Source organism: Myxococcales bacterium (assembly GCA_022184915.1).
GTDB lineage: Bacteria > Myxococcota_A > Polyangia > Fen-1088 > Fen-1088 > JAGTJU01.
The window spans coordinates 147,840-174,032 of the sequence record JAGTJU010000003.1; the positions used below are offsets into that span (position 1 = coordinate 147,840).

The 26,193-nt window shown below is 64.5% G+C and carries 24 protein-coding genes; 16 read left to right on the forward strand and 8 right to left on the reverse strand.

All coding sequences use genetic code 11. The features are described 5' to 3' along the window. Positions 1-75 precede the first annotated feature (75 nt). From KA712_12090 to KA712_12135, 10 genes are all read left to right on the forward strand, one after another. Positions 76-414, forward strand: a complete 339-nt coding sequence (locus KA712_12090) for a hypothetical protein (GenBank protein MCG5053693.1) — start codon at positions 76-78, stop codon at positions 412-414. Then, positions 411-1,685: a hypothetical protein gene (locus tag KA712_12095; protein ID MCG5053694.1), complete on the forward strand. Its 1,275-nt coding sequence runs from the start codon at positions 411-413 to the stop codon at positions 1,683-1,685. The genes KA712_12090 and KA712_12095 overlap by 4 nt, the downstream gene beginning before the upstream one ends. Beyond that, on the forward strand, positions 1,685-3,343 hold the full coding sequence (locus KA712_12100) for a hypothetical protein (GenBank protein ID MCG5053695.1): 1,659 nt from the start codon (positions 1,685-1,687) through the stop codon (positions 3,341-3,343). The genes KA712_12095 and KA712_12100 overlap by 1 nt, the downstream gene beginning before the upstream one ends. Then, complete coding sequence (locus KA712_12105; protein ID MCG5053696.1) at positions 3,340-4,455, forward strand: radical SAM protein; 1,116 nt, start codon at positions 3,340-3,342, stop codon at positions 4,453-4,455. The genes KA712_12100 and KA712_12105 overlap by 4 nt, the downstream gene beginning before the upstream one ends. Further along, positions 4,452-5,411 carry a radical SAM protein gene (locus KA712_12110; protein ID MCG5053697.1) on the forward strand — a complete coding sequence of 320 codons (960 nt, stop codon included), beginning with the start codon at positions 4,452-4,454 and terminating at the stop codon, positions 5,409-5,411. Before KA712_12105 ends, KA712_12110 begins: the two co-directional genes overlap by 4 nt. Continuing rightward, the gene (locus KA712_12115; GenBank protein ID MCG5053698.1) at positions 5,408-6,361 is read left to right on the forward strand and encodes a radical SAM protein; all 954 of its coding nucleotides are present in this window, start codon (positions 5,408-5,410) and stop codon (positions 6,359-6,361) included. Before KA712_12110 ends, KA712_12115 begins: the two co-directional genes overlap by 4 nt. 32 nt (positions 6,362-6,393) lie before the next feature. Then, on the forward strand, positions 6,394-7,173 hold the full coding sequence (locus KA712_12120) for a hypothetical protein (GenBank protein ID MCG5053699.1): 780 nt from the start codon (positions 6,394-6,396) through the stop codon (positions 7,171-7,173). A 128-nt stretch (positions 7,174-7,301) separates the two neighbouring features. Continuing rightward, complete coding sequence (locus KA712_12125) at positions 7,302-9,260, forward strand: hypothetical protein (protein ID MCG5053700.1); 1,959 nt, start codon at positions 7,302-7,304, stop codon at positions 9,258-9,260. 674 nt (positions 9,261-9,934) lie between these two features. Next, positions 9,935-10,105 carry an SEC-C domain-containing protein gene (locus KA712_12130; protein MCG5053701.1) on the forward strand — a complete coding sequence of 57 codons (171 nt, stop codon included), beginning with the start codon at positions 9,935-9,937 and terminating at the stop codon, positions 10,103-10,105. Positions 10,106-10,198: 93 nt separating this feature from the next. Next, positions 10,199-10,966, forward strand: a complete 768-nt coding sequence (locus KA712_12135) for a nucleotidyltransferase family protein (protein ID MCG5053702.1) — start codon at positions 10,199-10,201, stop codon at positions 10,964-10,966. Positions 10,967-11,274: 308 nt separating this feature from the next. On the opposite strand, the gene KA712_12140 is transcribed toward KA712_12135, so the two are convergent. The 8 genes from KA712_12140 to KA712_12175 all read right to left on the reverse strand — a co-directional run bounded on the left by KA712_12140 (position 11,275) and on the right by KA712_12175 (position 19,054). Further along, on the reverse strand, positions 11,275-11,667 hold the full coding sequence (locus KA712_12140) for a hypothetical protein (GenBank protein MCG5053703.1): 393 nt from the start codon (positions 11,665-11,667) through the stop codon (positions 11,275-11,277). A gap of 95 nt (positions 11,668-11,762) precedes the next feature. Then, positions 11,763-12,281, reverse strand: coding sequence for a hypothetical protein (locus KA712_12145; protein ID MCG5053704.1), 519 nt, complete (start codon positions 12,279-12,281; stop codon positions 11,763-11,765). Continuing rightward, positions 12,166-12,573 (reverse strand): hypothetical protein, encoded by a 408-nt coding sequence (locus KA712_12150; GenBank protein ID MCG5053705.1) that lies wholly within the window; start codon positions 12,571-12,573, stop codon positions 12,166-12,168. The genes KA712_12145 and KA712_12150 overlap by 116 nt, the downstream gene beginning before the upstream one ends. A gap of 108 nt (positions 12,574-12,681) precedes the next feature. Then, complete coding sequence (locus tag KA712_12155) at positions 12,682-13,650, reverse strand: hypothetical protein (GenBank protein ID MCG5053706.1); 969 nt, start codon at positions 13,648-13,650, stop codon at positions 12,682-12,684. A gap of 100 nt (positions 13,651-13,750) precedes the next feature. Continuing rightward, on the reverse strand, positions 13,751-14,221 hold the full coding sequence (locus tag KA712_12160) for a hypothetical protein (protein ID MCG5053707.1): 471 nt from the start codon (positions 14,219-14,221) through the stop codon (positions 13,751-13,753). Between the two features lie 137 nt (positions 14,222-14,358). Then, positions 14,359-15,261 (reverse strand): hypothetical protein, encoded by a 903-nt coding sequence (locus KA712_12165; protein ID MCG5053708.1) that lies wholly within the window; start codon positions 15,259-15,261, stop codon positions 14,359-14,361. Between the two features lie 102 nt (positions 15,262-15,363). Beyond that, positions 15,364-16,314: a hypothetical protein gene (locus tag KA712_12170; protein MCG5053709.1), complete on the reverse strand. Its 951-nt coding sequence runs from the start codon at positions 16,312-16,314 to the stop codon at positions 15,364-15,366. Positions 16,315-18,118: 1,804 nt separating this feature from the next. Beyond that, positions 18,119-19,054, reverse strand: a complete 936-nt coding sequence (locus KA712_12175) for an SDR family oxidoreductase (GenBank protein MCG5053710.1) — start codon at positions 19,052-19,054, stop codon at positions 18,119-18,121. A 170-nt stretch (positions 19,055-19,224) separates the two neighbouring features. On the opposite strand from KA712_12175, the gene KA712_12180 reads away from it, so the two are divergent. From KA712_12180 to KA712_12205, 6 genes are all read left to right on the forward strand, one after another. Beyond that, a complete protein-coding gene (locus tag KA712_12180; GenBank protein MCG5053711.1) occupies positions 19,225-20,358 on the forward strand; it encodes a Gfo/Idh/MocA family oxidoreductase in 1,134 nt (377 codons plus the stop codon). A 104-nt stretch (positions 20,359-20,462) separates the two neighbouring features. Then, positions 20,463-21,719: a glycosyltransferase family 4 protein gene (locus KA712_12185; GenBank protein MCG5053712.1), complete on the forward strand. Its 1,257-nt coding sequence runs from the start codon at positions 20,463-20,465 to the stop codon at positions 21,717-21,719. Positions 21,720-21,764: 45 nt separating this feature from the next. Then, on the forward strand, positions 21,765-22,829 hold the full coding sequence (locus KA712_12190; protein MCG5053713.1) for a glycosyltransferase: 1,065 nt from the start codon (positions 21,765-21,767) through the stop codon (positions 22,827-22,829). Positions 22,830-23,176: 347 nt separating this feature from the next. Further along, a complete protein-coding gene (locus KA712_12195; GenBank protein MCG5053714.1) occupies positions 23,177-23,821 on the forward strand; it encodes a class I SAM-dependent methyltransferase in 645 nt (214 codons plus the stop codon). 284 nt (positions 23,822-24,105) lie between these two features. Next, positions 24,106-25,017: a glycosyltransferase gene (locus tag KA712_12200; GenBank protein ID MCG5053715.1), complete on the forward strand. Its 912-nt coding sequence runs from the start codon at positions 24,106-24,108 to the stop codon at positions 25,015-25,017. Beyond that, a complete protein-coding gene (locus KA712_12205) occupies positions 25,014-26,000 on the forward strand; it encodes a glycosyltransferase (GenBank protein MCG5053716.1) in 987 nt (328 codons plus the stop codon). The genes KA712_12200 and KA712_12205 overlap by 4 nt, the downstream gene beginning before the upstream one ends. Positions 26,001-26,193: the final 193 nt, after the last annotated feature.

The window sequence follows — 26,193 nt, forward strand, 5'->3', positions numbered from 1 at the left end:
CTCGTGGGGGTCGGGGGCGCCCGGCCGGCGCGCCGCTTCGCTTCCGCGCGGTGGTTTTGCGTTACTATGCGTCGCATGACCGAGGCTGAGGGATGTGACCTGCTCTACCGCGTGTTCACGGCGCGCGGCTACGAGATCGCACGCAACGTTCCCGTGTCGTTAGAGGGCGTGTCGTTTTCCGCCGACGGCTGGGACGCCCGCCGGCGCGTGGGCTTCGAGTACCTCACGCACGCGTCTCGAGACCACGTCGACCTGAGCGCGAAGGAGCGCGAAGGGCTCGAGGCGTTGCTCGAGGCGGGGAAGGTGTTCGTGTTCGTGGTCGACGAACTCGACGTGGGGGCACCCGCAGATCTGGAGTGGGCGGCTCAGCGTTTCCTGGATGCGGTCGAGGCGCGCGTGGGGAGGCCTTCGTGAGCGGCGTGGTCGGGCCCACGCAGGTGATCTTGCGGGCCCGCGCGCAGATGCCCGTGCTCGAAGCCGAGCGGGCGGCTTTGCGGAAGGCCCACGCAGAACACCAGGCCGACGTGACCACGTTGGAAGGCGAGGTCGAGGCGGCCTGGCGCTACCTGGCCAGCGTGCTCATTCCTGAGCTCACGCCGGCCGTTTGCGATGCCGCCGCGCGCAGGCTGGCCTTCCCGAACATCAGCTGGGCGTCCCTCGACGCCGGGCGCGTCGCCGAGCAGCGCCGCCTCAACGACGAGCTGGCCGCGGTGGACGCGGCGCCGGTGTACCAGAGGCGTGAGGCGATCCTCAACGAATGCGACATTCACCTGGCAGAGCTGGCTGATGCCCTGGCACCGCTCAGGCACAGTCTGGATCGCTTCGCGGGCCAGCCGCGGTGGGACGTCCTCCTGGCGCGCGGCTACGGCAAAGAGGGATACCTCGGCAAGTGGTGGTCGCTGTCCTACTACCAAGACTGGAAGCACGCCGATCTGGCTGTGGAGGCCCTGGGGCCTGTCACGGGTGCCACGACCTTCGCCGAGCTGATGAGCGTCTACGAAGCCGAACAGCAGGCCTACGACGAACTCGCGCGGGCGCACGCGGGCTTCGTGGTGCGACGTGACGAGGTGAACGCGCTCGTGGCCCGGCGCCAGGACGCTTTGGATCGTCTGGCCCACCTGACGCCGCGGCTCTTGGCGCGCGCGCAGGGGCAGCTCATCGAGCATCTGCGTCCACTGGCGGGCGAGGAGATCACGACACGTTTGGCCACGGATGAAACCTGCGCGCTGGCGTACAAGCGCGTGCTGGGCGTCGAGGCGAAGCTCGCGTATTTGAAGCAGCTGCACGACGAATGGGTGGCCAAGCCCCTGCGCCAGGTCGAACGAGCGTTCGAAAAGAACCGCCGCGATCTCATCAAGCTCAGCCGGCCCAAGAACCATCATCTGCGCTTCGACGTGGCCGACCTCGAGCGGCGCTTTGCGGACCGTTCAACCTCCTGGAACAAGCGCTGGAATAACTACGACGAAAGCCGACGCTCGATCCTCGTCTTTCATGACTACCACCTTTACGATCCCTACGGGGACATGCTCTGGTGGTCGCTGATGACCCACGATCATTGCAAGCCGCGCTTCATTCCCGAGGTGGCCCGCCATTACGAACGCCGGCACGGCACGCACGATGACGCGGTGGTGGCGGTGGCGGCAGGTGAAGACGGGCATTTCGACACCACCGGGGATTACTCCTGATGAGCGGGCTGCCAAAGTCACTTTCGTTCGTGAGCTACGCCGTCAACGGGCATGGTTTGGGGCACCTCGTGCGGATGGTGGCGATCAACCGCTGGCTGCGCCGCTACGCTGCGTACGCGGGGGTCAAGACGCAACACTGGTTCCTCACGACGTCGGAAGCCGATTCGCTGCTGCACCGGGAGGGCTTCGCGGGCTTCAAGCTGCCGAGCAAGTCTGTGGTGGGTGAGGCGGGCATCGACAAGCTCGATTATCTGGCGCTCGCCAAGCAGTGGGTCTGGCATTCGGTGGCGCTGCTCCGCCCCGACGTGCTCCTGGTGGATACCTTTCCCAATGGCTCGTTTCACGAACTCATGCCCGTGCTGGATCTTTGCCGCCACAAGGCGCTGGTGTTGAGGCCCGTGCGTCCCGCGTTCGCAGGCCCTGCGTTTCGTGCGGTGGCGAACCTTTACGATCGCATCGTGGTGCCCGGCCATCCCCACGAAGCCGGCGGCATGCGGCAGCTGGGGCTCGATCCCCAGCGTTTGCGCTTCGTGGGTCCGGTGATGCGGGGCGAGCGCTTCGAGGTCTACGACCAACAAGAGGCCCGGGCCCGGTTGGGCGTGCCCGAGGCGGCGCGTTGCTGGCTGGTCTCCGCAGGGGGAGGCGGCGACGAAACGGCCGATGCGCTCTACGCGCGGATGGATGCGCTCACGGCCTCGGCACCCGATACGTGGCTGGTGTTCGCCGCGGGGCCCCTTTACCGCGGGCGGCCCCGGGGGGGGGCACGGCGGGTCTGGTGGACCACACCGGATCTCGTGGCGCACCTTCCGGCGTTCGATGGCGCCGTGGCGGCGGGCGGCTTCAATACGGTGCACGAGCTGCTCTTTGCGGGCATTCCCACGGTGTTCGTGCCGCAAGACAAGATCGCCGATGATCAGCTGGCCCGTGCGCACGCCTTCGGCGAAGCGGGCGCCGCGCGGGTGGCCTCGCTGGAAGGCGACAGCCTGGCCCAGGCGCTCGAAGCCTTGCGCGATCCGCAGCAAACGGCCGCGCTCACCGCAGCCGCGCACAGAGTCGTGTCCCGCAACCACGCGCGGGACGCGGCTGCCGAGGTGCTGGGGCTCGTGTTGCCCGAAGACCTCATCGAACGCGCCCGCGAGGATCTTGCGGACGAGCTTTTGACCCAGGCGGCCCGCCAGGGCCTTGGCGCAGAAGATCTGTGTGAGCTTGCCCGCGCTTTGCCGGGGGGCGAGCCGGATCTGCCGCTCGAGGTGGCGCTGGATCTGTGGAAAGCGGCCCAGGCGGCGGGTGCCACACTGGCGGCCACACAGAACTTGGTGAGGCTTTTGGCCAGCAAGGGACGCAAGGGGCCCGTGGCCGATCCGGGGGCGCTGGGGCTGGCGTTGACGGAGCTGCTCGAGGAAGACGACGTACGCCACCAGGGCTCGGCGCTGAGCCTTCTTCTGCGCGTGTGGCCCACCGATCGGGGCAGTGACAGCGTGGGCCTCGCCCAGGCGCTGCGCGGGCTCATCAAGCGGGCCGCCACGCAGGGGGTGGATGTGTTTCTGCTGGCCCGCCGCGCCCAAGAGGCGCTCGACGCCGGCCGCGCCGAAGACTCACAGGGGCTGCTCGTGAAGCTCGAAGCCAGCTTCACCCCGCAGCAAAGGTGGCAGGCGTGAGCGCCCCCGGCACGCAGAGGCTGGCCAGCCTGGATGATGGCATCGTGCGGCTCGGGCCGCAGACGGTGCACATCGACGTGACCAACAGCTGCAACGTGGATTGCGTCACCTGCTGGGACCACAGCCCTCACTTGCACACGCCAAAGCCCACCGCGTGGAAGCGCACGCGGGTCGAGCCAATGGCCGTGCGCGCGCTGCTCGACGACATCCAAAGCCTGGGCGGACTCGAGGCGGTGATCGTGTCGGGCATGGGCGAGCCCTTCACGCATCCCGAGATCTACGACATCCTGGCCGATCTCAAGACCCGAGGGCTGCACGTCACGATCATCACCAATCTGCTCGCCGCGGATCCCGAGCGCCTCATCGCGCTTGGCATCGATGCTTTGCTCATAGGGGTGCATGGCGCTTCGGAAGCCTCGTATCTGGCCTTTCATCCGTCCTGGAACCCGCAGCACTGGCAGCGCCTACACGACAGTTTGGCACGCCTTGCGGCCGCGGGTCGGCGCGACAAGCACGTGCACGTGATCTGCGCGCCCAACGCCCACGAGCTGGTTGCCATGATCGAACAGGCCGCTCGCTACGGAGCCGAACGCGTGAACTTCAAGCTGGCGTCCCTGCGCAACGGCACCGAGGCCGTGGCGCTCACCGAGGCGCAGCGGGCGCGTTTGCTCGCCCACGACGTGGACGCCGCGCAAGCGCGCGCGGAGGTGCTGGGCGTGCCCACCAACCTGGAAGTGCTCCGTCGCCAGCTGGCGCTGGGAGATCTCGCCACCGCTCCCTTCGAAGAGACCGGCTGTTTCATCGGCTATCACTACAGCCGCATCACCGTGGACGGGTCCGTGCTCTATTGCTGCAACACGCGGGTGCAGGTGGGCACCCTCGCGCAGGCCCCGTTTTCGGCGTTGTGGAAAGGGGACGCGTGGCAGGCGCTGCGCGCCCAGCTGCGCAGCGGCCAGTACTTTCCCGGCTGCGAACAATGTGGCAAGTGGAACCAGAACGTGAAGCTCTCCGCGCGCTTCCGCGCGGTGTATGGCGAAGACCGTTGGCGCCAGGCGGCCGGGCACGGCCCGGCAGCGGCCCCCGTTCCGCTTCGGCTGAAGGTGCTGCCGTGAAGAGCCTGCCCGTGCTGCCGAGCGCGCCCGAGCCGTCCCTCTCGGGTTTTGCCCCTACGCCGCCCTGGCCTCACGTGCCCACCGTGGAATGGCAGGTGTGCGGGCAGTGCAACTACGATTGCAGCTACTGCATTCAATCGCGCAAACACCGCGTGGGTTACCCAAGCGCCGACGAGCTCGGCCGGGCGCTGGCGTTTTTGCGCACGTTGCCCGGCACCTGGGAGATCAAGATGACCGGGGGGGAGCCCTTTGCGTCCCCCTTGTTTCTGAGCACGATCGTGCCCGCGCTCGCCGAGGTGCCCCACAGGATCTCGCTGCTCACGAACCTCTCGGCGCCCGTGCGGCACCTCGAAGCCTTCGCCGCCCGCACCTATGGCCGGGTGGAGATCGTCTCGGCCAGCTTGCACCTCGAATTCACGACCGTGGCCACCTTCGTCGCGCGCCTGCGGGCGCTGCGGTCCGCCCTGGCACCCGAGGCGCGGGTGGTGGTGAACAGCGTGCTCGTGCCCGATCGCCTCGCCGAAGTGGCCGAGGCCAAACGGCACGTGGAGGCAGAGGGCTTTCGCTTCTTCCCGCAGCTCATGAAGGTCAAACACGGCGTTTACGCCTACAGCGCGGCCGAGATGCACGAGGTCAGTGCCATCGTGGGCGACCTGGACACCGCCGCGCGCCTGCGCAGCGCGAACCTGGCGCCCTCCTACGAAGGCCGCACCTGTTACACGGGCGCGCGCTACTTCGTGCTGTTGCAAAACGGGGAGGGCTGGTCCTGCCGCTCGGCCCGGCGCCATGGCCAAGGCTATCTTGGCAGCGTGGCCGATGGCTCCCTTCGTTTGCGGGAAGGCCCCGTACGCTGCGCCTACTTTTTGTGCCCGTGCGCGGTGCCCGCCAACCGCGGCATGATCGAGGGCGTGCCCGCGCGGCTCATGGACGCCCCCGCAGGAGACACGGATCCGTGAAGCCACCGGCTCTTCCGCCCCTGCCCGCAGGCCGGCCCGTGTGGCCCGCCCCACCGCCCCCGGCCGAGGGTGTGGTGTCATGGAACATGAACACCACGTGCAACTACCGCTGTACTTATTGCACCCAGCGGTTTCTCGACGACCGAGGCCGTTGGGCACGCGATCTGCCCCGCTTCATCGAGGCCTTCTGCCGCTTGCCCGGGGCCTGGGAGATCAAGCTGTCGGGCGGAGAGCCCTTCATACACCCCGGTTTCCTCGACGCCGTGGCGGCGCTGGCCGCCCGCGGATTCCGCGTGGGCGTGGTCACCAACTTCTCCGCCGACGAAGCCACCTTGGGCGCCTTCCTCGACGCCGCGGGGCCGCAGCTGTCCCTGCTCTCCGCCTCGCTCCATCTCGAGTACGTGGGCGATCACCCGAAGGCCCGCAGCTCGGTCGAGGACTTCATCGCGCGGGCGCGCTTCGTGAACGCCCGCCTGCCCGGTCGGGCTTCGCTCTGCGTGACCTGCGTGGCCACGCGCAACAACCTCCCGCTTTTGCCCACCCTGCGCACGCGCTTCGCGCAGGCGGGGCTCGTGTTCAAGGTACAGCCTGAAAAACAGGGCCGCGAGGTGGTAGCTTACACGCCTTCCGAACGCAGCGTGCTCACCCAGCTGGGCGGCCACAACCTCACGGGTCACATCGCCCCCGATTTCGGCGGCCAACCCTGTTGGGCCGGCGCGCGCTACTTCATCGTCGACGATCGGGGCAACGCCTTCCGCTGCTACCCCGCCCGGCGCTACCGCACCGAATCCATGGGCAACCTGCTCGACGAAAGCTTTCGCCTGGCCGATGCGCCCAGCCCCTGCCTTTACCGCTACTGCAATTGCACCGTGCCCATCGCGCGCGGCATGATGCCGCACGAAGCAGCACACGAAACCGCGCACACGCCTTCGGCGCACGAGTTGCCCTGACCCGCTCCACGCCCCGCTTTCGAGGATACGTCGTGAAATACAAAACCTTTCGCAACCTGGTGCTGAGTGGTGTCGTGCTCTTTGGCGGTGGCCTCGTGTACTCGTGGGCCGCGCGCCCCAACGTCCCCCCCTCGCCCCCCCAGCTGCTGGACGAGCAAACCGCCCAAGGGGCAGCCCCTCGGGTCGAAGAGCCCGCAGAGCCCGTGGCCGAGACTCATGAGCCGCCCGCGGTGCGCTTCCTTCTGTCCACGCTCGGCCAGCCCGCCCGCAGCGACAAGCTGAAAGACGCCCTCGGCCGTTCGGGCCCCAAGGTCAACGTGTACAACGAAGGCGGCATCTGGGCCCGCGCAAAGGTGGATCTGGATCGCGACGACAAATGGGACGAAAAGTGGAACGTGGAGGCGGCCGGACTGAAGCGCCGTGTGTCCAGCGCGGATGACGACCAAACCTACGACCAGGAGGCGTTCTGGCACGACGGCGCCTGGACGGGCCAGGCCGGCGCCCCCTCCGTACAGGCGGCGGGAAAAGCCCCTGGCGCCGCCGCGGATCTCGCTGTGCTGGGGCTCTTGAAGCAGCCCGTGAAGCCCACGCTCAAGGACGCCGCGCGCGGCCAGCCCTACAAAATCAACCTCTACAGCGATGGCGGCACACGCTGGACCCGCGCCAAGGTGGACCTGGATCGCGACGAAAAGTGGGACGAAAAGTGGACCTTCAAGTCCGACGGTCGCATCGAAAAGCAGATCGCGCCCACCGACGACGAGCGCTACGACCAGACTCTGGTCCGCAAGGGCAACGTCTGGGTGCCCAAGTAATCAAAGAGCCAGCGGCCCTCTCCAGGTCCCCGGCAAGGCGACCACAGGGTCGTTGGCCCGACGCATAACGAACGGATCGTCCGCTCTCGGAGGACGCGAGACGGCACTCCGTGCCATAGTGCGGCTCCGTGCTGGGTCGCATCCGAAGACGGCTCGTTTTTTCCCTCGAGCGCTTTTTGCTCGGGGGCACTTACTACCGCCTGCTCTTCGTGGCGGGGCTCATCGCCGCCATCAGCCTGGTGGGTGGCCTCATCGTGTACCGCTACGACCCGCGCCACTCCGAGGCGCTCGCCAACGAGGTCTGGTGGGCCTTCTTGAGGCTCACCGATCCCGGCTACCTCGGCGACGATCAGGGCGCCTTGCGCCGGGTGGTCTCGACGGTGATCACGGTTTTGGGGTACGTGCTGTTCCTGGGCGCGCTCATCGCCGTGATGACCCAGTGGCTCAACACCAGCATTCGCCACCTGGAGCAAGGGCTCACCCCCATCGCCAAAACCAACCACGTGGTGATCCTCGGCTGGACATCTCGCGCCCCGGAGATCTTGCGGGAGATCCTGGCCTCCACGAGTCGTGTGCGCCGCTTTTTGCGTTTACTCGGTGCACGCAAGCTGCAGATCGCCATCCTCGTGCCCAACGTCGATCTCGACCTGGCGGCACAGCTGCGCGAGCGGCTAGGCCCCCGTTACCGACGCACCCAGGTGATCTTGCGTTCGGGCTCGCCCCTGCAGATCGATCACCTCCGCCGCGTCGACTACGCCCGCGCGGCGGTGCTGATCTTGCCGGGTGACGATCAACATAGCTCGGAACAACAGGTCGATCACGATGCGCGCACGATCAAGACCATGCTCACCGTCAGCCAATACGCGGGCGTCGACAGCAAAGGCCCCCTGCCGATGATGGTGGCCGCCGTGAACAGCACACGCGTGGTCTCGGTGGCCGAAGCGGCCTACGGCGGAGGCGTGGCGCACGTCGTGGCTTCTGACGACATGGTGGGCCGCCTGGTGGCCCAGAACCTGCGCCATCCAGGCTTTAGCTACGTGCTCGACGAGATCTTGAGCCACGATCACGGCTCCGAGATCTACATCAAGGAAACCACGGGGCTCGTGGGACGTGCCGTTGGCAGCCTGGCCCACGCGTACCGCGATGCGATCGTGCTGGGACTGCTCCGCGGCAGCCAAGATCCCGAGCCTGTGCTGAACCCGGATCCCCGCATGCTCATCGCGCCGGGTGATCGCCTGGTGGTGCTGGCCGCCGATTACGAGCTGACCCCCTCCAAGCGCCCCAGCGTCACCCCGCCCACGCCAGCGCCCCGCCCTCCTGAAACCAGCACGGCGCCCGAGCGGCGCTTGCTCATTTTGGGATGGAACTACACGGTACCCACGGTGCTCCGCGAGCTGGATCGACACACCCAGGAGCGCGTGCACGTGGATCTCATGTCCACCGTGGGCATCAAAGGTCGCGAAAAGCGCTTGCGACAAAGCGGCCTTCAGCTCGCGCGTTTGCAGCTCGAGCACCTCGAGGGCGACTACGCCGTGCCGGGCGATCTGGCCGGGCTCGACGTGTCCAGCTACCGCAACATTCTCATCCTGGGCAGCGATCGTTTCAGCACGGCCGAAGACGCTGACGCCCGCACCCTGCTCGGCCATTACCTCGTGCGGGAAATGCTGGAAAAAGCCCCCCGGCGCCCCCACGTGCTCGTCGAGCTCCGCGATCCCACGAACGCCGACCTCTTCGAAGACGACGACACGGAGGTCATGGCCACGGGCGAGATCTTGAGCCACGTCATCGCCCAGATCGCCTTGCGCGGAGAGCTGCGCAGCGTGTTCGATCTGCTGCTTGGCCCCGAAGGCCCCGAGGTGTTGTTCCGGCCCGTGAGCGAATATGCCCTGCCCGAGACCTTCACGTTCTCGCACCTCATCGATCTCACGGCCGCCCAGGGCGAAACGGCGCTGGGCGTTCGGCAGCGCCGCACCCCCGGCAACCACGGCGGGGTCATCTTGAATCCCCCCCGCGATCGTGCCTTCTCCCGCTCGGCTTGTAGCGCGGTGGTCGTGCTGACCACCTGGCCGGGTGCCGAGCCCCCCTAGATCAGTGCGCGGCAAGCCCGCAAATCATGCAACGGGCCATCCGCACACCCCCAGCTGGCGCCCCTCAATCCAGGTGGTAGACCCCGCGAGCCATGTCCAAGATCACCGTCGTCAACCCTCACCATTGGCTGGATGCCGATGGCGACATTCCGCCGTCCGGTCCGGTGCGCGCCAAGGCCATCCGCGTCGCCCAGTGCATCGAGTCCGGCGGGCTTTTGGAGCGCAATCAAGGCCGCCTCACCCTCATCCCTTGTGTGTTTCGACCCAAGCGGGTCGCTTGCCCCGGGTTCTTGCTCGTGATCAAACAGCCCGATGATTCCCTGCTCGCGCTCTGCAACGAATGCCGGCAGGAAGAGTTTCTGATTCACAGCTGGAAAGACACGCTGTGGGCCGATGGACCTTTCGACGGCGTCGACCTTTCGCCCGTGGATCCCCATCACCCAGACGACGTCGACGAAGCCCCCGCATCAAGCGATGACGACGCGGCCTGGGCAAGCGCAGAGCTCGACGGTGAACTGCATGTGGCGCTCGGGGCCCTGGGGTCGTCGCTCTCCGTGGCCGAGCTGCGGGCCCTCATCGCCACCAGCCATCACCCGACAGCCGTGATCCAGCACCTGCTCAAAGGGGGGCGCCCCCCCTCACGAAGCGCGCTCGAGACCTTTTTGCCCCTTCTCATGGAAGCCTGGAACTCCACGCCCCGCCCGGACCTCGGTGGCCATAGCCCCGACCAGATGCCTTCGCCCCCACCCGCCAAGGCCCGGGCCGAGCCCCCGCGCAACGCCCCATGCCCCTGCGGCAGCGGCCAGAAGTACAAACGCTGCTGTCTCGCCAAAACCCCGAACTGAGCCGTGTGCGGGCAACACGCCCTCTGCGCTGACTGCGTGGCAGAGCGCTGCAAACATCTCCTCCCGTCGCGGGGCATGCGCTAGCCTCTCTTCGTGTCCCTCGGCCGCCCCACCCCAGCCGCGCACTTCGCCGCCGCCGCGCTTTACGAGCACCGGCTCGGCAATCTCGGGAGGTGCTTTGCCGCGTGCGGGCTGTCGCCACTCATCGTCAAAGGGCAGTCCGTCTCCGATCTTGCCTATGGCGAGCTCGAACCCCGGCTGGCCAGCGACGTCGATCTGCTCGTCAGCGACGACGAGTCTGCGGTGTGCCAAGCCCTGATCCAAGCGGGGTATCACGAGAGGACCGACCCGCAGCGCAGGGTCTCGAGCCAACTGCTGGGAGAAAGACCCTTCGTCACCAAGACAGCCGCGTTGCCGCCGCTCGTCGAGGTCCACAGGTTCCTGGACAAGGGCATCCTTCGCCCCGTGGACTACGCGGGCATCCACCTGCGCGCCCAACCCAGCGGCCGAGAAGGATTCCACTATCCTTCACCCGAAGATCTGCTGCTCCTCCTGGTGCTTCACGAGGCCGTGTCCCTCAAGCCTTCGCACGCGCGCACCTCACGCGACATCGCCCGGTTGCTCGCACGCGCCAAACCCGACATGGCCGTGGTGCGGGAGCGAGCACGCGCCTGGGAGCTCACCCGCGCGCTCGAGGCCATCCTGGCGGGGCGCCCCCCGGCGGGCGCCTGCACCCCGGGCCTCGCTTACCTGTGGAGCCAACGCAAGTGGCACGATCGCCAGAGCACCTGGGCCAAGGGCCTCCTTCGTTATGCCCTCGCCCGCGGCCGCGACCGGCTTGGGCGCCGCCTCGGCCGCTGATTCTGCCGCCGCGTTTCCCACGGGTCCTGCGATGTAGCGTTCCGCGCGACGAGGCTCGCAGGCTCGCGCCGACACGAACGGATCTCTGTTTCGAGCGTCAGCGGGGGCTGCCGCTGGGGTCCGCCAGGGCCGCTTCGGCCGATTCCGCCGTCACAGCGGCGCGCAGCCACCGGCCCAGCTGCTCGAGGTCGGTGCATCCGAAAATGCGTCGCCGCACGTCGGGGCTGACGCTGAACCCGCGGGCCTCGAGAACCGTTAGCAGCGCCGACGCGCTGGCGTCCCGCTGTCCCCGGGCCTCGCCTTCGGCATTACCATCGGCCTTGCCGCGTGCCTTCGGCCTTGGCGCGACGCAGGCCCTCGTCCTGGTATTCGTAGTTGATTAAATTCATCTTCAACGCCTCCCTGGCCGGCTCGCTGAACACGGCCAGAATCAAATCATAGTACACGTGGGCTGCGGGGTCCCTGGACGCGTAGCTGGCCGCCACCGCCGCCGTCGCGATCGCCACGCTGCGTTTCCAGTCCCCGTCGTAGGCGTGCGCCAGCGCCGACACCACCGCCAACTCGGGAAACCGGGCGGCCTCCTCGACCTCGTCGATCTTCGGCACTTCCTTCGGCCCGAACACGAACGCCCTCACCTCCCCCGATAGAGGCCCCGTGCGCATGGGCCGCCGCGCCCAGGCCGCCACGGGCATTGCACCCATGCAGGAACAGCCAGCCCGGAGGGTGCGGTTGACAGTTGAGGCGGGGTTTTGACTCAGTGAGTGCGCCGCTCAGGAACAATTCTCTGTTTCGAGCGTCAGCGGACGCTGCCGCTGGGGTCCGACAGGGCCGCTTCGGCCGATGCCGCCGTCACGGCGGCGCGTAGCCACCGGCCCAGCTGCTCGAGGTCGGTGCATCCGAAAATGCGTCGCCGCAGATCGGGGCTGACACTGAACCCGCGGGCCTCGAGCACGGTCAGCAGCGCCGATGCGCTGGCTTCCCGTTGTCCGCGCGCCTCGCCTTCGGCCTCGCCTTCGGCCTTCCCCTCGGCCTTGCCACGGGCCTCGCCTTCGGCCTTGCCACGGGCCTCGCCTTCGGCCTTGCCGCGGGCCTCGCCTTCGGCCTTGGCGCGACGCAGGCCTTCGTCTTGGTATTCGTAGTTGATTAGGTTCATCTTCAACGCCTCCTTGGCCGGCTCGCTGAACACCGCCAGTATCAAATCATAGTACATGTGCGCCGCGGGATCGTTGGACGCGTAGCTCGCCGTCACCGCCGCCGTCGCGATTGCCACGCTGCGCTTCCAGTCCCCGTCGTAGGCGTGCGCCAGCGCCGACACCACCGCCAGCTCGGGAAACCGGGCGGCCTCCTCGACCTCCTCGATCCGCATCCACCGATAGCTGCACTTCCACCACCACCACGAACACCGTGCGCCCTCCCGCCTCGAACCGCAGCACACAATCCGCCGCCGCCTCGGGCGCCAGCTCAGATCCCAGGTCCGCGCTGTCGGAGACCACGGTGTCGAAGGCCGGCAGCGCCGAAGGCGTGGCGGCGCGCAGAAGCTCAACCGCAAGCAGCGGGTGGCTTCGCAGCAACTGCACCAGCGCCTCGTGCAAGAACGAAGGAGGCATGCTGTCTCTTCGGTCCACCCGGTGCCGAAGTTGCGAGCTTTTCTCGCCGGAGGACAGCCGCCGCACACACGAGGTCAACCGCGGAAGGCTGGCGCGGAGACAAGATTCTCAGCGGGGGCTGCCGCTGGGGTCCGCCAGGGCCGCTTCGGCCGATTCCGCCGTCACGGCGGCGCGTAGCCAACGGCCCAGCTGCTCGAGGTCGGTGCATCCGAAAATGCGTCGCCGCAGGTCGGGGCTGACACTGAACCCGCGGGCCTCGAGCACGGTCAGCAGCGCCGATGCGCTGGCTTCCCGTTGTCCGCGCGCCTCGCCTTCGGCCTCGCCTTCGGCCTTCCCCTCGGCCTTGCCACGGGCCTCGCCTTCGGCCTTTCCGCGGGCCTCGCCCTCGGCCTTGGCGCGACGCAGGCCTTCGTCCTGGTATTCGTAGTTGATTAGGTTCATCTTCAACGCCTCCTTGGCCTGCTCGCTAAACACCGCCAGTATCAAATCATAGTACATGTGCGCCGCGGGATCGTTGGACGCGTAGCTGGCCGTCACCGCCGCCGTCGCGATCGCCACGCTGCGTTTCCAGTCCCCGTCGTACGCGTGCGCCAGCGCCGAGACCACCGCCAGCTCGGGAAACCGGGTGGCCTCCTCGACCTCCTCGATCTTCGGCACTTCCTTCGGCCCGAACACGAACGCCCTCACCTCGCCCGACAGAGGCCCCGTGCGCATGGGCCGCCGCGCCCAGGCCGCCACGTGCTCGAAGGGCGTGATTACCACCAACGCGACGTCGCAGCGGTGCCGCCGGTGTGCCCCCGCAAGGTATGCGGGCCACGCAAAGCGTTTGTTCGCATCCACCGATAGCTGCACTTCCACCACCACCACGAACACCGTGCGCCCTCCTGCCTCGAACCGCAGTACGCAATCCGCCGCGGCCTCGGGCGCCAGCTCAGATCCCAGGTCCGCGCTGTCGGAGACCACGGAGTCGAAGGCCGGCAGCGCCGAAGGCATGGCGCCCCGCAGAAGCTCCACCGCCAGCAAGGGGTGGCTTCGCAGCAGCTGCACCAGTGCCTCGTGCAAGAACGAAGGAGGCATGCTGTCTCTTCGGCTCGCAGCCGCCGAAGTTGCGAGGTTTCGCTCAGCGCTCGGGGGCTCGGGTGGGGCGATGATGCGCTCCGAGGCAGCCTCCGTTCTGTTAGGGGACAGACAGGGCCGCCTTGGCCGATTCCGCCGTGGCAGCGGCGCGTAGCCACCTGCCCAGCTGCGCGAGGTCGTTGCATCCGAAAATGCGCCGCCTCTGTTCGGGGCTCACGCCAAAGCCGCGCGCCTCCAGAACCGTCAGCAACGCCGACGCACTCGCTTCCCGCTGTCCCAGGGCCAAGCCCCGGGCCTCGCCACGGGCCTCGCCACGGGCCTCGCCACGGGCCTCGCCACGGGCCTCGCCCTCGGCCTTGGCGCGGCGCAGGCCTTCGTCCTGATACTCGTAGTTGCGTAGGTTCATTCTCAACGCCTCCCTGGCAGGCTCGCTGAACACCGCCAGAAGTAGATCATAGTACACGTGGGCTGCCGGATCCTTCGACGCGTAGCTGGCTGCCACCGCCGCCGTGGCGATTGCCACGCTGCGTTTCCAGTCGCGGTCGTACGCGTGCGCCAGGGCCGACACCACCGCTGCACCAGCGCTTCGTGGAAGGGCGATGGCATCGCTGACTCTTCGGCCTCGCCCGCGCCGAAGTTGCGAGGTTTCGCTCAGCGCTCGGTGGCTCGGGTGGGGCGATGATGCGCTCCGAGGAAGCCTCCGCTCTGTCAGGGGACAGACAGGGCCGCCTCGGCCGATTCCGCCGTGGCAGCGGCACGTAGCCACCTGCCCAGCTGCGCCAGGTCGTTGCATCCGAAAATGCGCCGCCTCTGTTCGGGGCTCACGCCAAAGCCGCGCGCCTCCAGAACCGTCAGCAACGCCGATGCACTCGCTTCCCGCTGTCCCAGGGCCAAGCCCCGGGCCTCTCCACGCGCCTCGCCCTCGGCCTTGGCGCGGCGCAGGCCTTCGTCCTGATATTCGTAGTTGCGTAGGTTCATTCTCAACGCCTCCCTGGCAGGCTCGCTGAACACCGCCAGAAGTAGATCATAGTACACGTGGGCTGCCGGATCCTTCGACGCGTAGCTGGCTGCCACCGCTGCCGTCGCGATTGCCACGCTGCGTTTCCAGTCGCGGTCGTACGCGTGTGCCAGGGCCGACACCACCGCTAGCTCGGGAGAGCGCGTGGCCTCCTCGACGTCCTCGATTTCCGGCACCTCGTTTGGCCCGAACACGAACGCCCTCACCTCCCCCGATAGAGGCCCCGTGCGCATGGGCCGCCGCGCCCACGCCGCCACGTGCTCAAACGGCGTCAGCACCACCAACGCGGCGTCGCAGCGGTGGCGCCGGTGTGCCCCCGCAAGGTATGCGGGCCACGCAAAGCGTTTGTCCGCATCGATCGACAGCTGTACCTCCACCACCACCACGAACACCGTCCGGCCTTCCGCCTCGAAGCGCAGCAAACAATCTGCCGATGCCTCCGGCGCCAGCTCCGAGCCCAGGTCCGCGCTGTCGGACACCCCGGTGTCGAATGCCGGCAGCGCCGAGGGCGCGACGGTTCGCAACAGCTCCACCGCAAGCAGCGGGTGGCTTCGCAGCAGCTGCACCAGCGCTTCGTGGAAGGGCGATGGCATCGCTGACTCTTCGGCCTCGCCAGCACCGAAGTTGCGAGGTTTCGCTCAGCGCTCGGTGGCTCGGGTGGGGCGATGATGCGCTCCGAGGCAGCCTCCGTTCTGTCAGGGGACAGACAGGGCCGCCTCGGCCGATTCCGCCGTGGCAGCGGCACGTAGCCACCTGCCCAGCTGCGCCAGGTCGTTGCATCCGAAAATGCGCCGCCTCTGTTCGGGGCTCACGCCAAAGCCGCGCGCCTCCAGAACCGTCAGCAACGCCGATGCACTCGCTTCCCGCTGTCCCAGGGCCAAGCCCCGGGCCTCTCCACGCGCTTCTCCACGCGCCTCTCCACGCGCCTCTCCACGGGCCTCTCCACGCGCCTCGCCCTCGGCCTTGGCGCGGCGCAGGCCTTCGTCCTGATATTCGTAGTTGCGTAGGTTCATTCTCAACGCCTCCTTCGCAGGCTCACTGAACACCGCCAAAAGCAGATCATAGTACACGTGGGCTGCCGGATCTCTGGACGCGTAGCTGGCTGCCACCGCCGCCGTGGCGATTGCCACGCTGCGTTTCCAGTCGCGGTCGTACGCGTGTGCCAGGGCCGACACCACCGCCAGCTCGGGGGAGCGCGTGGCCTCCTCGACGTCCTCGATTTCCGGCACCTCGTGCGGCCCAAACACGAAGGCCCGCACCTCTCCCGAAAGCGGCCCGGTCCGCATCGGCACGCGCGCCCAGACCGCCACGTGCTCAAACGGCGTCAGCACCACCAAAGCGGCGTCGCAGCGGTGCCGCCGGTGTGCCCCCGCAAGGTATGCGGGCCACGTAAAGCGTTTGTCCGCATCGATCGACAGCTGTACCTCCACGACCACCACGAACACCGTCCGGCCTTCTGCCTCGAAGCGCAGCAAACAATCTGCTGCCGCCTCCGGCGCCAGCTCCGAGCCCAGGTCCGCGCTGTCGGACACCGCGGTGTCGAACGCCGGAAGCGCCGAGGGCGCGACGGTTCGCAACAGCTCTACCGCAAGCAGCGGGTGGCTTCGCAGCAGCTGCACCAGCGCTTCGTGCAAGGGCGATGGCATCGCTGACTCTTCGGCCTCGCCAGCGCCGAAGTTGCGAGGGTTCGCGCAGCGCTGCCGTGCGCCTGGCCCATGACCCGTTCGACGAGCGCCGTCGAAAAGTCCCGCAGCACGGAGCCTGCGAACCGGATCAGCGTGGTGCCCGCGCAGAACCGCCATCGCTAGCTGAAGCGTCGCGCAACGACCGGGCCTCCCGGTGGTCTTGAGGGAACAGCCCGTCACGCCGCCCCTCCGCAAATCCAGATGCCCTAACCGCGCATTCGCCCCGCCGCATGAAACCCACTCCCTCCCTGGCCACTTGTCGTTGCCTGGCGCTCGTAGACCCTGTAGACAGGGCTCTTGTGCGCCTGAACGAAGCGAGGAGAGGCATGCGGCTCTGGCGCCGGCAGCAGTGTTCGAGAGCGCCGTATCGCAGTCGCGACTTGCGTGCCCGGGCTGCGAGCGCACCACCTTGACAGCAAACCAAAGAGCAGTGGGTATAGTCGTCAGCATCTCCCCGCCCACACCGATGAAGACGAGGGCGAGGGCGGTCGCGGAGTTCCAGGGCGAAGGCGAGGCCCACTGCCAAGAGCGAGCCCCCAATACGACCGCGGCTAGGCTCAGCAGGAGCCCCATGAGGCCAGTCTCAGCAACCCAGGCCACGTACTGATTATGCGCGGGACGCGCCCTGGCCCAGTTGCCATAGGTATTCATGGTGGGGACGGAACAGACCCGCTCGAAGTTCTCAGGGCCCACCCCACCAAGCGGCTGTTCAGTTGCACACGCCACACCCGCGCCAGCTAAGTACGCATAGAGGGTCAGATGGTACCGAATACAAATTGGGCCAGCGTCGAAGCGCCGAACGGGTGAGTGCAACGCTCCCCGTCCCCCGTCGCTATAGCCAGGATGAATCTGGGAGATCTGGAATTTGTGCCCTGCCCACTCGATTGATAGAGGCTTCACATAGAGGAGAGTTAGTCCCATGCCCGCAAGCGTGATCACCACAGGGATACGCGCCGCTTTGCGGTGGAGTACAGCTGCCGCGACGAATACGGGAGCGGCGAGGGAGCTGACCGAGAACGTGCTGATGACCAGCAGCAAACCTGCCGCCATCGCCAGACCGCGCACCAAACGGGACGCGCCCCTCATGACAAACCCGATCGCCAGGAAGGACCACGCCCCAAGTGAAGCAGGGTTTCCAACCATGCCGAGATATCGAGGCAAGCGCCCAACACTCTCGTGAGCCCCAAGCAGAAACCACGGGTAGCGAATCAATGCAGGTACCGCCAACGACACGGCGAGAATGGCCAGGTTGATCGTGAGGAAACTCATTCCTGCGTACGCGAACGCCGTTTCGAGCTGCGGCTTGTCTGGGTGGGCGAACGTGGCCAGGAACAGGAGCAGGATGAGAGTAAAGCGCGCGATGAAAACGAACCCGTCAGGGTTTGTCGAGGACCAAAGCCACGCGATCACAGGCCCCAGCCACAACAGAAGCGCAACACCAATTGGGATTCCCATCGCGCGAAAGGAGAAGGAGGTTGCTCCTCCCCGGCTCAGCAACATCGCCATCGAGGCCAGGCAACCAAGAATGACAGCGCCTCCGAACCCGACGCCCAGGAAGACGCCTCCAAGCCGGACGGAGCGGCCAATGGTGCTAAGCAGCCAGGCACCCGCAAGGAGCCAGGCGGTCACGGTTGGGTTGAGCCAGCTTGCAAGGCGCTTCCCGGCGGAAGGCAGGGAGTCACTCTCTGTGACAGGGACGGATGACACGATCGGCGTAATCCGATGCGAAGATCCGGTCCACGCCGTGGCCCCGTGAGAAACCGACTCAAGCACCCACGCGGCGCCTGAAGTACTCGATCGTCGCTGCCAATCCGTCCTCCAGCGAAACCGCTGGCTCCCAGCCAAGCAATTCTCTCGCGCGCGTGATATCGGGTCGCCGTCGTACCGGGTCGTCCTTGGGGAGGGGACGATGCTCAATTTTCGACATAGAACCAGTGAGCCTAATTACACTCTCAGCAAGCTCTAGCATTGTCGACTCGCGCGGATTGCCCAGGTTTACGGGCGCCACTCCATGCTCACTGGCCATCAGGCGCACGAAGCCTTCCACCAAGTCCGAGACAAAACAGAAGGAACGGGTTTGGAGTCCGTCACCGTAAACCGTGATCGGCTCGCCCTTGAGAGCCTGAACAATGAAGTTCGAGACGACACGTCCATCGGCCTGGTGAAGACGGGGTCCGTAAGTATTGAAAATCCGGGCGATTCTCACCTGGGTCCCATACTGACTGGCGTAGGAGACCGCGAGAGCCTCTGCGCAGCGCTTACCTTCGTCGTAGCAGGCGCGCGGACCGATGGGGTTCACATTGCCCCAATAGTCTTCCTTTTGGGGATGAACGGCCGGGTCTCCGTAGACCTCGGAAGTTGACGAAATCATCATGCGAGCGCCACACTCTCGCGCCACGTCCAGCATGTTCAGAGTCCCCTCAACCGAGGTCCGGATAGTCCGGACGGGGTTACGCTGATAGTGCACAGGCGAAGCGGGGCAGGCGAGGTGGAAGATCTGATCAACCTCCATCGTTAGCGGCTGCTGGACGTCGTGCCGGTGGAGCTCGAAACTGGGATGGCTCAGTAGTGATGCCACGTTCTCACGGGTGCCCGTGAAGAAGTTGTCGAGACAAATGACCTCGTGTCCCTGCGACACGAGTCGTTCGCAAAGGTGAGACCCCAGGAACCCGGCTCCGCCTGAAACAAGAATGCGCCACATGACTGCGACAGGGTACACGCGAGGAGAAACTCTCGCAAAGAAGGCCGGGGGCAGCCGGAGCCTGGTCCTACCCTCAGCCAACGAAATTTACGACCGAGACTTGCAATTCGGCCCACGGTCTGAAATCCTGCGGTCCGCAGGCGAGGGCCAATGCCTGATATAGTCCGCACATGCTGTCCGACGCCCGAAAGTTGGGCCGATTTGCGCAAATTTACGGCCTACGGAAAACGGCCTTTAAAGCGCTTTCCAGGCAAGAGCCGCTTCCTTCCTTCGTCAGATTGCCTTCCTTCGCGTCACCTACGCGAAGGGACGTCGGCGTCATCGGGTGCGGTCAGTTCGCATTCGCTACGATAGGTCACGAGCTTACGAAGGTGCAGGGCAACCGTTTTTCAGCCTGCTTCGATCCCCGTAAGGATCGCGCTTCCAAGTTTGGCCACTTCTACGGCTGCGAGGTCAAGGGAAGCCCCGAGGAAGTCATCCACGACCCTTCGGTGAAGTACATATACATCGCGTCCAATCACGCTTCGCATTCCGACTACGCGGTTTCGGCGCTCGATGCCGGCAAGACTGTGTACGTTGAGAAGCCGATAGCTGTGACTCATGACCAACTCGCCAAGCTGTATGCAGCCCAGCAACGCGGGCAAGAGCGGCTATTCTTCGGATACAACCGACCATTCTCAGGCGCGATACGAGAATTACGGAAGGTTTGTGCGGGGGCGGCCCACGAGCCAATGACGCTCTCGTGCTTCGTTGCCTGCCACAAACTTCCGTCGGATCACTGGTATCGTGAGCCCACCGAAGGTACCCGGATCTGTGGCAATGTCGGCCATTGGCTCGATCTCATGACTCACATCCGTTCTTGGGGGGATTTGGAGGACAGCTGGCAAATCACGATCGCTTACAGCAACGTGCACCAGATCGACGAGAACATGACACTATCGCTTACGAGTGAACGGGGCTCTCTCGTGAACATCACCATGACGGAGCGTCACGAGCCTTTCGAGGGCATCAACGAGCAGCTTTCTTTTCAGATGGGTCCCCACATGGCCCATATCGACGACTTCAGGTCCATGACGCTGCGCACCGCGGAAAATTTTTCGCGTCTTCGCTTTTGGCCGAAAGACGTAGGTCATCGGAGCGCCATCAACCAGCCCTTCCAGGAAACCCGGAGAGATCCTCAGGAGGTTTTCCGCTCCTCATTACTCATGCTCAGGATTAAGGACATGGTCTGTGCACGAGAGCGTTTCTCCGCGTTTTCTTTCGACCAGGCGGCAAGGGCCACCTTCGGCCACGCGTTGGACTAAGAGAGTAACAGGAGGAGACATAGGAATTTTCATGGCCGCTGCCCCCGCCGGTCACGATTTTCGTACGGCAGCATAGCGGCCGCGCTAAAGTCTGGACCCAAGAGATGGTGGGGTTAGTTGGCCCAAAAACGACGCAAGTACCGGAGCCGCAAAATGGGGCCTATGTAGCCACCGCAGACCGCTTTTTCGGAGACCACCCCGGAGGGGCGTACAGAATCGCCTGGGAGCTAGCCCGTTCGGTTGCGAGGGGAGGCGAACAGTCTATTTTGCTCGCCGGTTCCCTTCCGAAAGATCCCCCAGAGGGCGTGTCGCATGTGGACGGGGTTGACATCATTCGCTACCGCTACGACCAATCTGCGCCCAGGTCTCTTCGGTTCCACATCGGCGTAGCGAGTGCGCGCCGGGCCCTCCGCAAGTGGCTTCCGGCAAGCCTCAGGGGTGTGGTCATTCACGGACATAGCCTCATCCCTTCAGTAGCAGCGGGCGCAGAGATAAGGCACCCGCGGAGGCGGGTCTACACGTTGCACTCCTCCGTCGTTCACGAGCAGGAAATCAACTGGGAGGAGGACCTACGAAACAAGGGTCCTTTCAGCCAAGCTGCCATCCAGGGCCTCAGGGCAGTGGAACACAACCTCTTGAAGAGGCAGGACGGCATTCACGTACTCTCTCAGTTCATGAGAGAGCGGCTCGAGACAGTCCACCCACTGGATACGAGTGAGAGAATCTCCGTAATCCCCTGGTGGGTCGATCCTGCCGCCTTCGGACCACGGCTCGCACCTGCCGCGGCGCGGGCTCGACTCGGGGTTCCCGCAGAGGGTCCGGTGATCCTCAGTGTGCGACGACTCGTGAAGAGGATGGGCTTGGACACTTTGATTCGGGCGGTCCAACGAACCGATTCGCCAGCGGGATTCAGGCTGGTCATCGTCGGCCAGGGCCCGGAAGAGACTGCCCTGCGCGAACTCGCCGCGAGCCACGAAAATAGTCGTTCGCGTACGATCTTTCTCGGCCGGGTCACTGACGAAGCGCTCGAAGCGGCTTACGACGCAGCCGACCTGTTCGTCCTACCTACGCGTGCCCTCGAAGGCTTTGGAATCATCACGGTCGATGCCTTGGCCAGGGGATGCCCCGTTCTGGGGACAACGGCAGGCGCCACTCCAGAAATTCTGGCCCCTCTCTCTCAGAACCTTTTGTTCGAGCCCGACAATGCGGACCAGCTGGCCGAGAAGCTGAACCACTGGCTCCAGGGCGGGCTGAATATTCCAAGCCGAGCCACAATACGAGAATATGCACAGCGATACTCCCGGACTTGCCTCGAGAGCCGCATGCGGGAGCTAATCTTCGGCCCCGGACTGGACACCTAGGGCATGCGGTTACTCGTCGATGGTGTTTCTGCCGTAGGAGGGGGCTTGACCGTGCTCGAGTCGGTGGTTTCTGCGGCCAGCTCCCATGCCGACATCGAAGAGGTTCTCGTTGCGGTTTCGGTCCCCGAAATCGCGGAGAGACTTCGGTCGCAACGTGTCCGACCAATCCTCATCAAGCTTTGGCGGCCAAACCTCGTATTTAGAACACACTGGCTTTCTGCCGGATTCGCTGAGCTAGGAAAACAAACCGGCGCAGATGCGTCCCTCTGCCTCGCCGGCGGAGGGGCCGCCAACAGCTCTGTCCCAGCTTTCGTCTTTCTTCAGCAAGCCCTTCTATTCGACGATACTCCCAAGCATCTATTCAACGCAGTCCAACAGGCTCGTTTAGGGTTCCTAAGGCCACTCGTATTCGAATCGGCCAGGAGTGCTCTGGCCGTATTCGTACAGACACAGACCATGGCCGAAATGGTCCGCGCTCAGGTTGGCCTTCCTGAAGAGCGGATTCATGTCTTTTTCCCAGCGCCCTCGAACCCGGTCGTTCCAAGCGCGACGGACGCTACCTGCCTCCAAGGCATGCGCGACACAGAGCCGGAGCGCCGGTTCCTTTACGTCGGCTACGACTATCCCTACAAGAACCTGGGGGTCCTGCAGAAAGCATTGGAACTATCTGCGGCCAGAGATAGCCGCCTGCGCGTGTTCGCTACTTTGCCTCGGGCAGTTGAAAAGCGATTCCCCGCACTCACATGCGTTGGGGAGCTTCGCAAAGAGGACCTTTCAGCTGCCTACCAAGTGGCCAGAGGCCTAATAATGCCCTCGCTTTGTGAGACTGTGGGACTTCCCCTGATTGAGGCAATGCGCCACGGGGTCCCTGCCGTTGCAGCGGACCTCCCCTACGCACGAGAAGTCTGCGGGCCTGCAGCTTCATACTTCGATCCTTACTCACCAGCCGAATTGGCCACTGCCTTGTCTCTGTTGTCCACGAATGACGAGCTCTGGCGAGAAAAGTCCGCAATGTGTAAAACTCGGGCGGAAAACCTTTTGGGAAATGAGCCGTATAAGGCCATGATCTCAACCCTTTGCACAATCCTAAGCCGGCCGAGCAAACGATGAACCCGCCCTCGCCTCCACGCGAGTCTTCCTCCTGTCCTGCCTGCGGAACGATGGAGGTGCCTCGCGTCGTCCAGGAAGCCAGATTTCCCGATGACGGAAAACCCAGCACATCGCCCGGAGAAACTTGGGCATATCAGCTCGTGTCCTGCAGCCGATGCGGTCACGGTCGGCTTGAACCCGACACACCCACTTGGGTCCTTGAAAAGCTGTATTCCTCAGAGTTTCACGCCTACCACAACCCATTGGACGGCAAAGCAGGTCGGGGACGCAAGCTCAAGATGCTACTGGCAAGGTCGAAGGCCGCGCTTCGGGGCTCCCGTTCAAAGGCTCGTGCCCTGCCAGCTGCCGTGGTTGCCCTGAGTGAATGGGCCGTTGCCAGGCAGGTACCTCTCACTACAGAGATTCCTCTCTCCTTCCCCCAATCTTCAAGAATTCTCGACTTTGGTTGCGGATCGGGTTGGTGGCTCGAAGCCATGCGAGGAGAAGGCTACACCGAACTCGCGGGATGGGATTTGGACAATCCTTCACTTGACCGCCTTGCTTCACGCGGCATCAAGGTTTGGCGCGAAGAGGCCGAACGCCTGCCGGACAGCCACTTTGATTGTATCCGCCTCGAACACGTTCTCGAGCATGTCCCCGAGCCGCTCGGTCTATTAAAAACACTCAGTCAGAAGCTGAAGCCCGGCGGACGCTTGGTCTTGGCTGTCCCCAACTATGGTTCGTGGTCAGCCCAAGTCACCGGTCCAGGTTGGGATTACCTAACGCTGCCTTACCACGAGAACCAATTTACGCCGAAATCTCTTAGAACGATCCTCGAGCGCGCTGGGCTCTCCGTCGGCACACTGAAGACTCTCCCTATATGGGAAGTGGCGGCCAAGGCAATCACGTCGCGGTCGAGCGCTCCAGCAAAGCTCGCAAGGTCTGCCTATTTTGTTTGGTCGACGTTCAAAGACAACGGAGACGTTGTCACGGCGGAGGCCATCCGACTGTGACAGACCGCCTGCTCTGCGTTCTCGACCACCCAACTCAGTACGATCCTCCCCTCTGGCGGGCAATGGAGCGCTCGTGTGAGGTGAAGCCCCATGTTCTTTACCTGCGTTCGACGGCGCCGGACGATCCCGAAATCGAGCAAGCTGTCGGTTGGCAAGGAGATACAAACAGTTACCTGACCCAATCCGTAGCGCTGAGCGACATAGCTGATTCAATCGTCTCGTTGACCCCGAGACCACTGGCTGTGCTTACAGCCGGATGGACGCGGCCATCGACTGTCCAGGCCATGTTGGGGTCGCGCCGTGCGGGCATTCCTGTCATCCAGCCGAGTGACAAAACGCTTAATGAACGGTCTCCCACTGGATTGGCAAGAACGGCCCTTACTGTCTTTCACGCTAGTCGCATTCGCAGTGTCCAAGGCTTTTTCACAACGGGGCTCCTTGGCACAAACGCCCTGAGAAGCATCGGTGCATCTGCGGAGCATATCGTGCCAGGGCTTTATCCGATCGATGTCAACCATTGGCAGACGCAAAGAGCTGCTTTTCGGAGCCGCAGCCTTTCCTACAGGCAGACCCTGGGAGGAAAGTTCATCGTGTTGGCTGTTTCCAAGTGGAGCGAACGCGAAAACCCGCTGCAAGTTGTAGATGCTTTCGCCGAACTTCTTCTGACGTGTCCCGAATCGCGTCTTGTCTATGTTGGTGACGGTCCCTTACGAGACAGAGTGAGAAGGCGGATCAAGGCCCGCAAGCTCGAACCATTCGTCACACTGCCAGGGTATGTGCCTTACGATGAGCTACCCTTGTACTACGGCTGCGCTGACGTATTCGTACACGCACCAGAATGCGAACCTTGGGGAATCAGCGTTCTTGAAGCGATGGCCTCTTCAGTTCCTGTGATTGCAAATACAACGGTAGGAGCTGCCGCTGACCTAGTGATCCCTGGAATCACTGGCGATCTGTCGTATGCCGGGTCTTCGTCTAGCTTGGCAGCTGCGCTACGCAGGATGCACACCTGGATGGAACATCGGCCACTGGGAGCGAATGCCTTGGAAAGGGTGCGGCGATTTGACGTACACAAGGCAGCAGAGAACTTGCAGGATCTGTGTTGGAAGTTGACTAGCGGCAAACCTGCCCATGACGATTTCTCGAAGATCTTGATCTCTGACCTTCGGAACGCGTTCGGGCGGTGGCCGACATGAAGATTAGCGTCGTTTCGGAATTTCGGGCCGGATACTCTGTAGGATTGGAGCAGTCGTATGCCAGGGCGTTTCAGCGGCTCGGTCACTCAACCACGCGCCATGCTACCCCCTCTTCCAAAACGAGAATAAAGGGCCTGCAGCAGGTCGTGGAACTTTCGACGTGCCTGAGGGAGCAGGACGCGTTACGCAGGGAAGTCCTCGCGGCCAGCCCAGACTTGGTGGTCGTGATCAAGGGGGTAGGCATCCTGGGAAGGACCGTTGCGACGTGGAGGGCCCAAGGTATTCGTGTCGTAAATGTCTTTCCTGACAATCCGTTCGATGCGGCTGGAACCAACCTTGTCGGAAGGACGCTGCTTGGTCAGTTCCGAGAGGTTGATACAGTTTTCGTTCACGATCGCTTTGCAGCCGGACAACTTCGGCAGCTGGGAATTCCGGCAGAGTTCATCGCCTTCGCGAGGGACCCAGAGATTCACTGCATAGATTCAGCACCTCCGTCTTCACCGGCTAATCCAATCGTGTTCATCGGTAACCCAGACTCAGAGCGGATCCGATTTCTCAGGGCGGTTCAGGATCTTGGATTGGGCCTGTACGGGAATTGGCAATGGGCGGGGCTGGCCCCTGACGATCCTCTGATGAGGTGCGTGCAAGGAGGAGTTCAGCTTGGGTCTGACATGGTCCGTGTCATGCGTAGCGCTAGGATGAGCATCAACATCCTGCGAAGGAGCCAGAAGACAGCCCACAACATGCGCACATTCGAGACTCCCGCCTGCGGAGTATGCTCTCTGTCCGAGGACAGCGTAGGCGTCCAAGAGGTGATTGGAAGCGATACCGCAGCGTTCTTCGGAACTCCTGCTGAGCTCAGAGCGGTCGCAATGGATCTGCTCAAGTGCCCCTCCGAGATCGATAGCCTTGCGGAGAGGGGATTGAGTATGGTGGCGAGAGAGACGTACCTTGAACGCGCAAAGTTTATTTTGGACTCTTAGTCGTTCAGGGAGCACAACGACAGGCGACCTGCCGGCCATCGCTGCCACCCGGGACTGTAGGCTCACCCAAAACCCAGCTACTTGATTCGCTGAATATGAAACAGGTTCTCCAATCCTACAAAACCGGCGCCCTTCGGCTTACGAACGTTCCCGCTCCCGGGATAGAGCCTGGTGCCGTTCTGATACGTACCCG

Coding starts and splice junctions, on each gene's coding strand:
- KA712_12170 (MCG5053709.1), bottom strand. CDS start 16,314: ATGCCATCGCCCTTGCACGAAGCGCTGGTGCAGCTGCTGCGAAGCCAC.
- KA712_12150 (MCG5053705.1), bottom strand. CDS start 12,573: ATGCCTCCTTCGTTCTTGCACGAGGCGCTGGTGCAGTTGCTGCGAAGC.
- KA712_12100 (MCG5053695.1), top strand. CDS start 1,685: ATGAGCGGGCTGCCAAAGTCACTTTCGTTCGTGAGCTACGCCGTCAAC.
- KA712_12175 (MCG5053710.1), bottom strand. CDS start 19,054: ATGTGGCGCATTCTTGTTTCAGGCGGAGCCGGGTTCCTGGGGTCTCAC.
- KA712_12200 (MCG5053715.1), top strand. CDS start 24,106: ATGTTGGGGTCGCGCCGTGCGGGCATTCCTGTCATCCAGCCGAGTGAC.
- KA712_12180 (MCG5053711.1), top strand. CDS start 19,225: ATGCTGTCCGACGCCCGAAAGTTGGGCCGATTTGCGCAAATTTACGGC.
- KA712_12130 (MCG5053701.1), top strand. CDS start 9,935: ATGGAAGCCTGGAACTCCACGCCCCGCCCGGACCTCGGTGGCCATAGC.
- KA712_12185 (MCG5053712.1), top strand. CDS start 20,463: ATGGTGGGGTTAGTTGGCCCAAAAACGACGCAAGTACCGGAGCCGCAA.
- KA712_12205 (MCG5053716.1), top strand. CDS start 25,014: ATGAAGATTAGCGTCGTTTCGGAATTTCGGGCCGGATACTCTGTAGGA.
- KA712_12140 (MCG5053703.1), bottom strand. CDS start 11,667: ATGGGTGCAATGCCCGTGGCGGCCTGGGCGCGGCGGCCCATGCGCACG.
- KA712_12165 (MCG5053708.1), bottom strand. CDS start 15,261: ATGCCATCGCCCTTCCACGAAGCGCTGGTGCAGCTGCTGCGAAGCCAC.
- KA712_12090 (MCG5053693.1), top strand. CDS start 76: ATGACCGAGGCTGAGGGATGTGACCTGCTCTACCGCGTGTTCACGGCG.
- KA712_12155 (MCG5053706.1), bottom strand. CDS start 13,650: ATGCCTCCTTCGTTCTTGCACGAGGCACTGGTGCAGCTGCTGCGAAGC.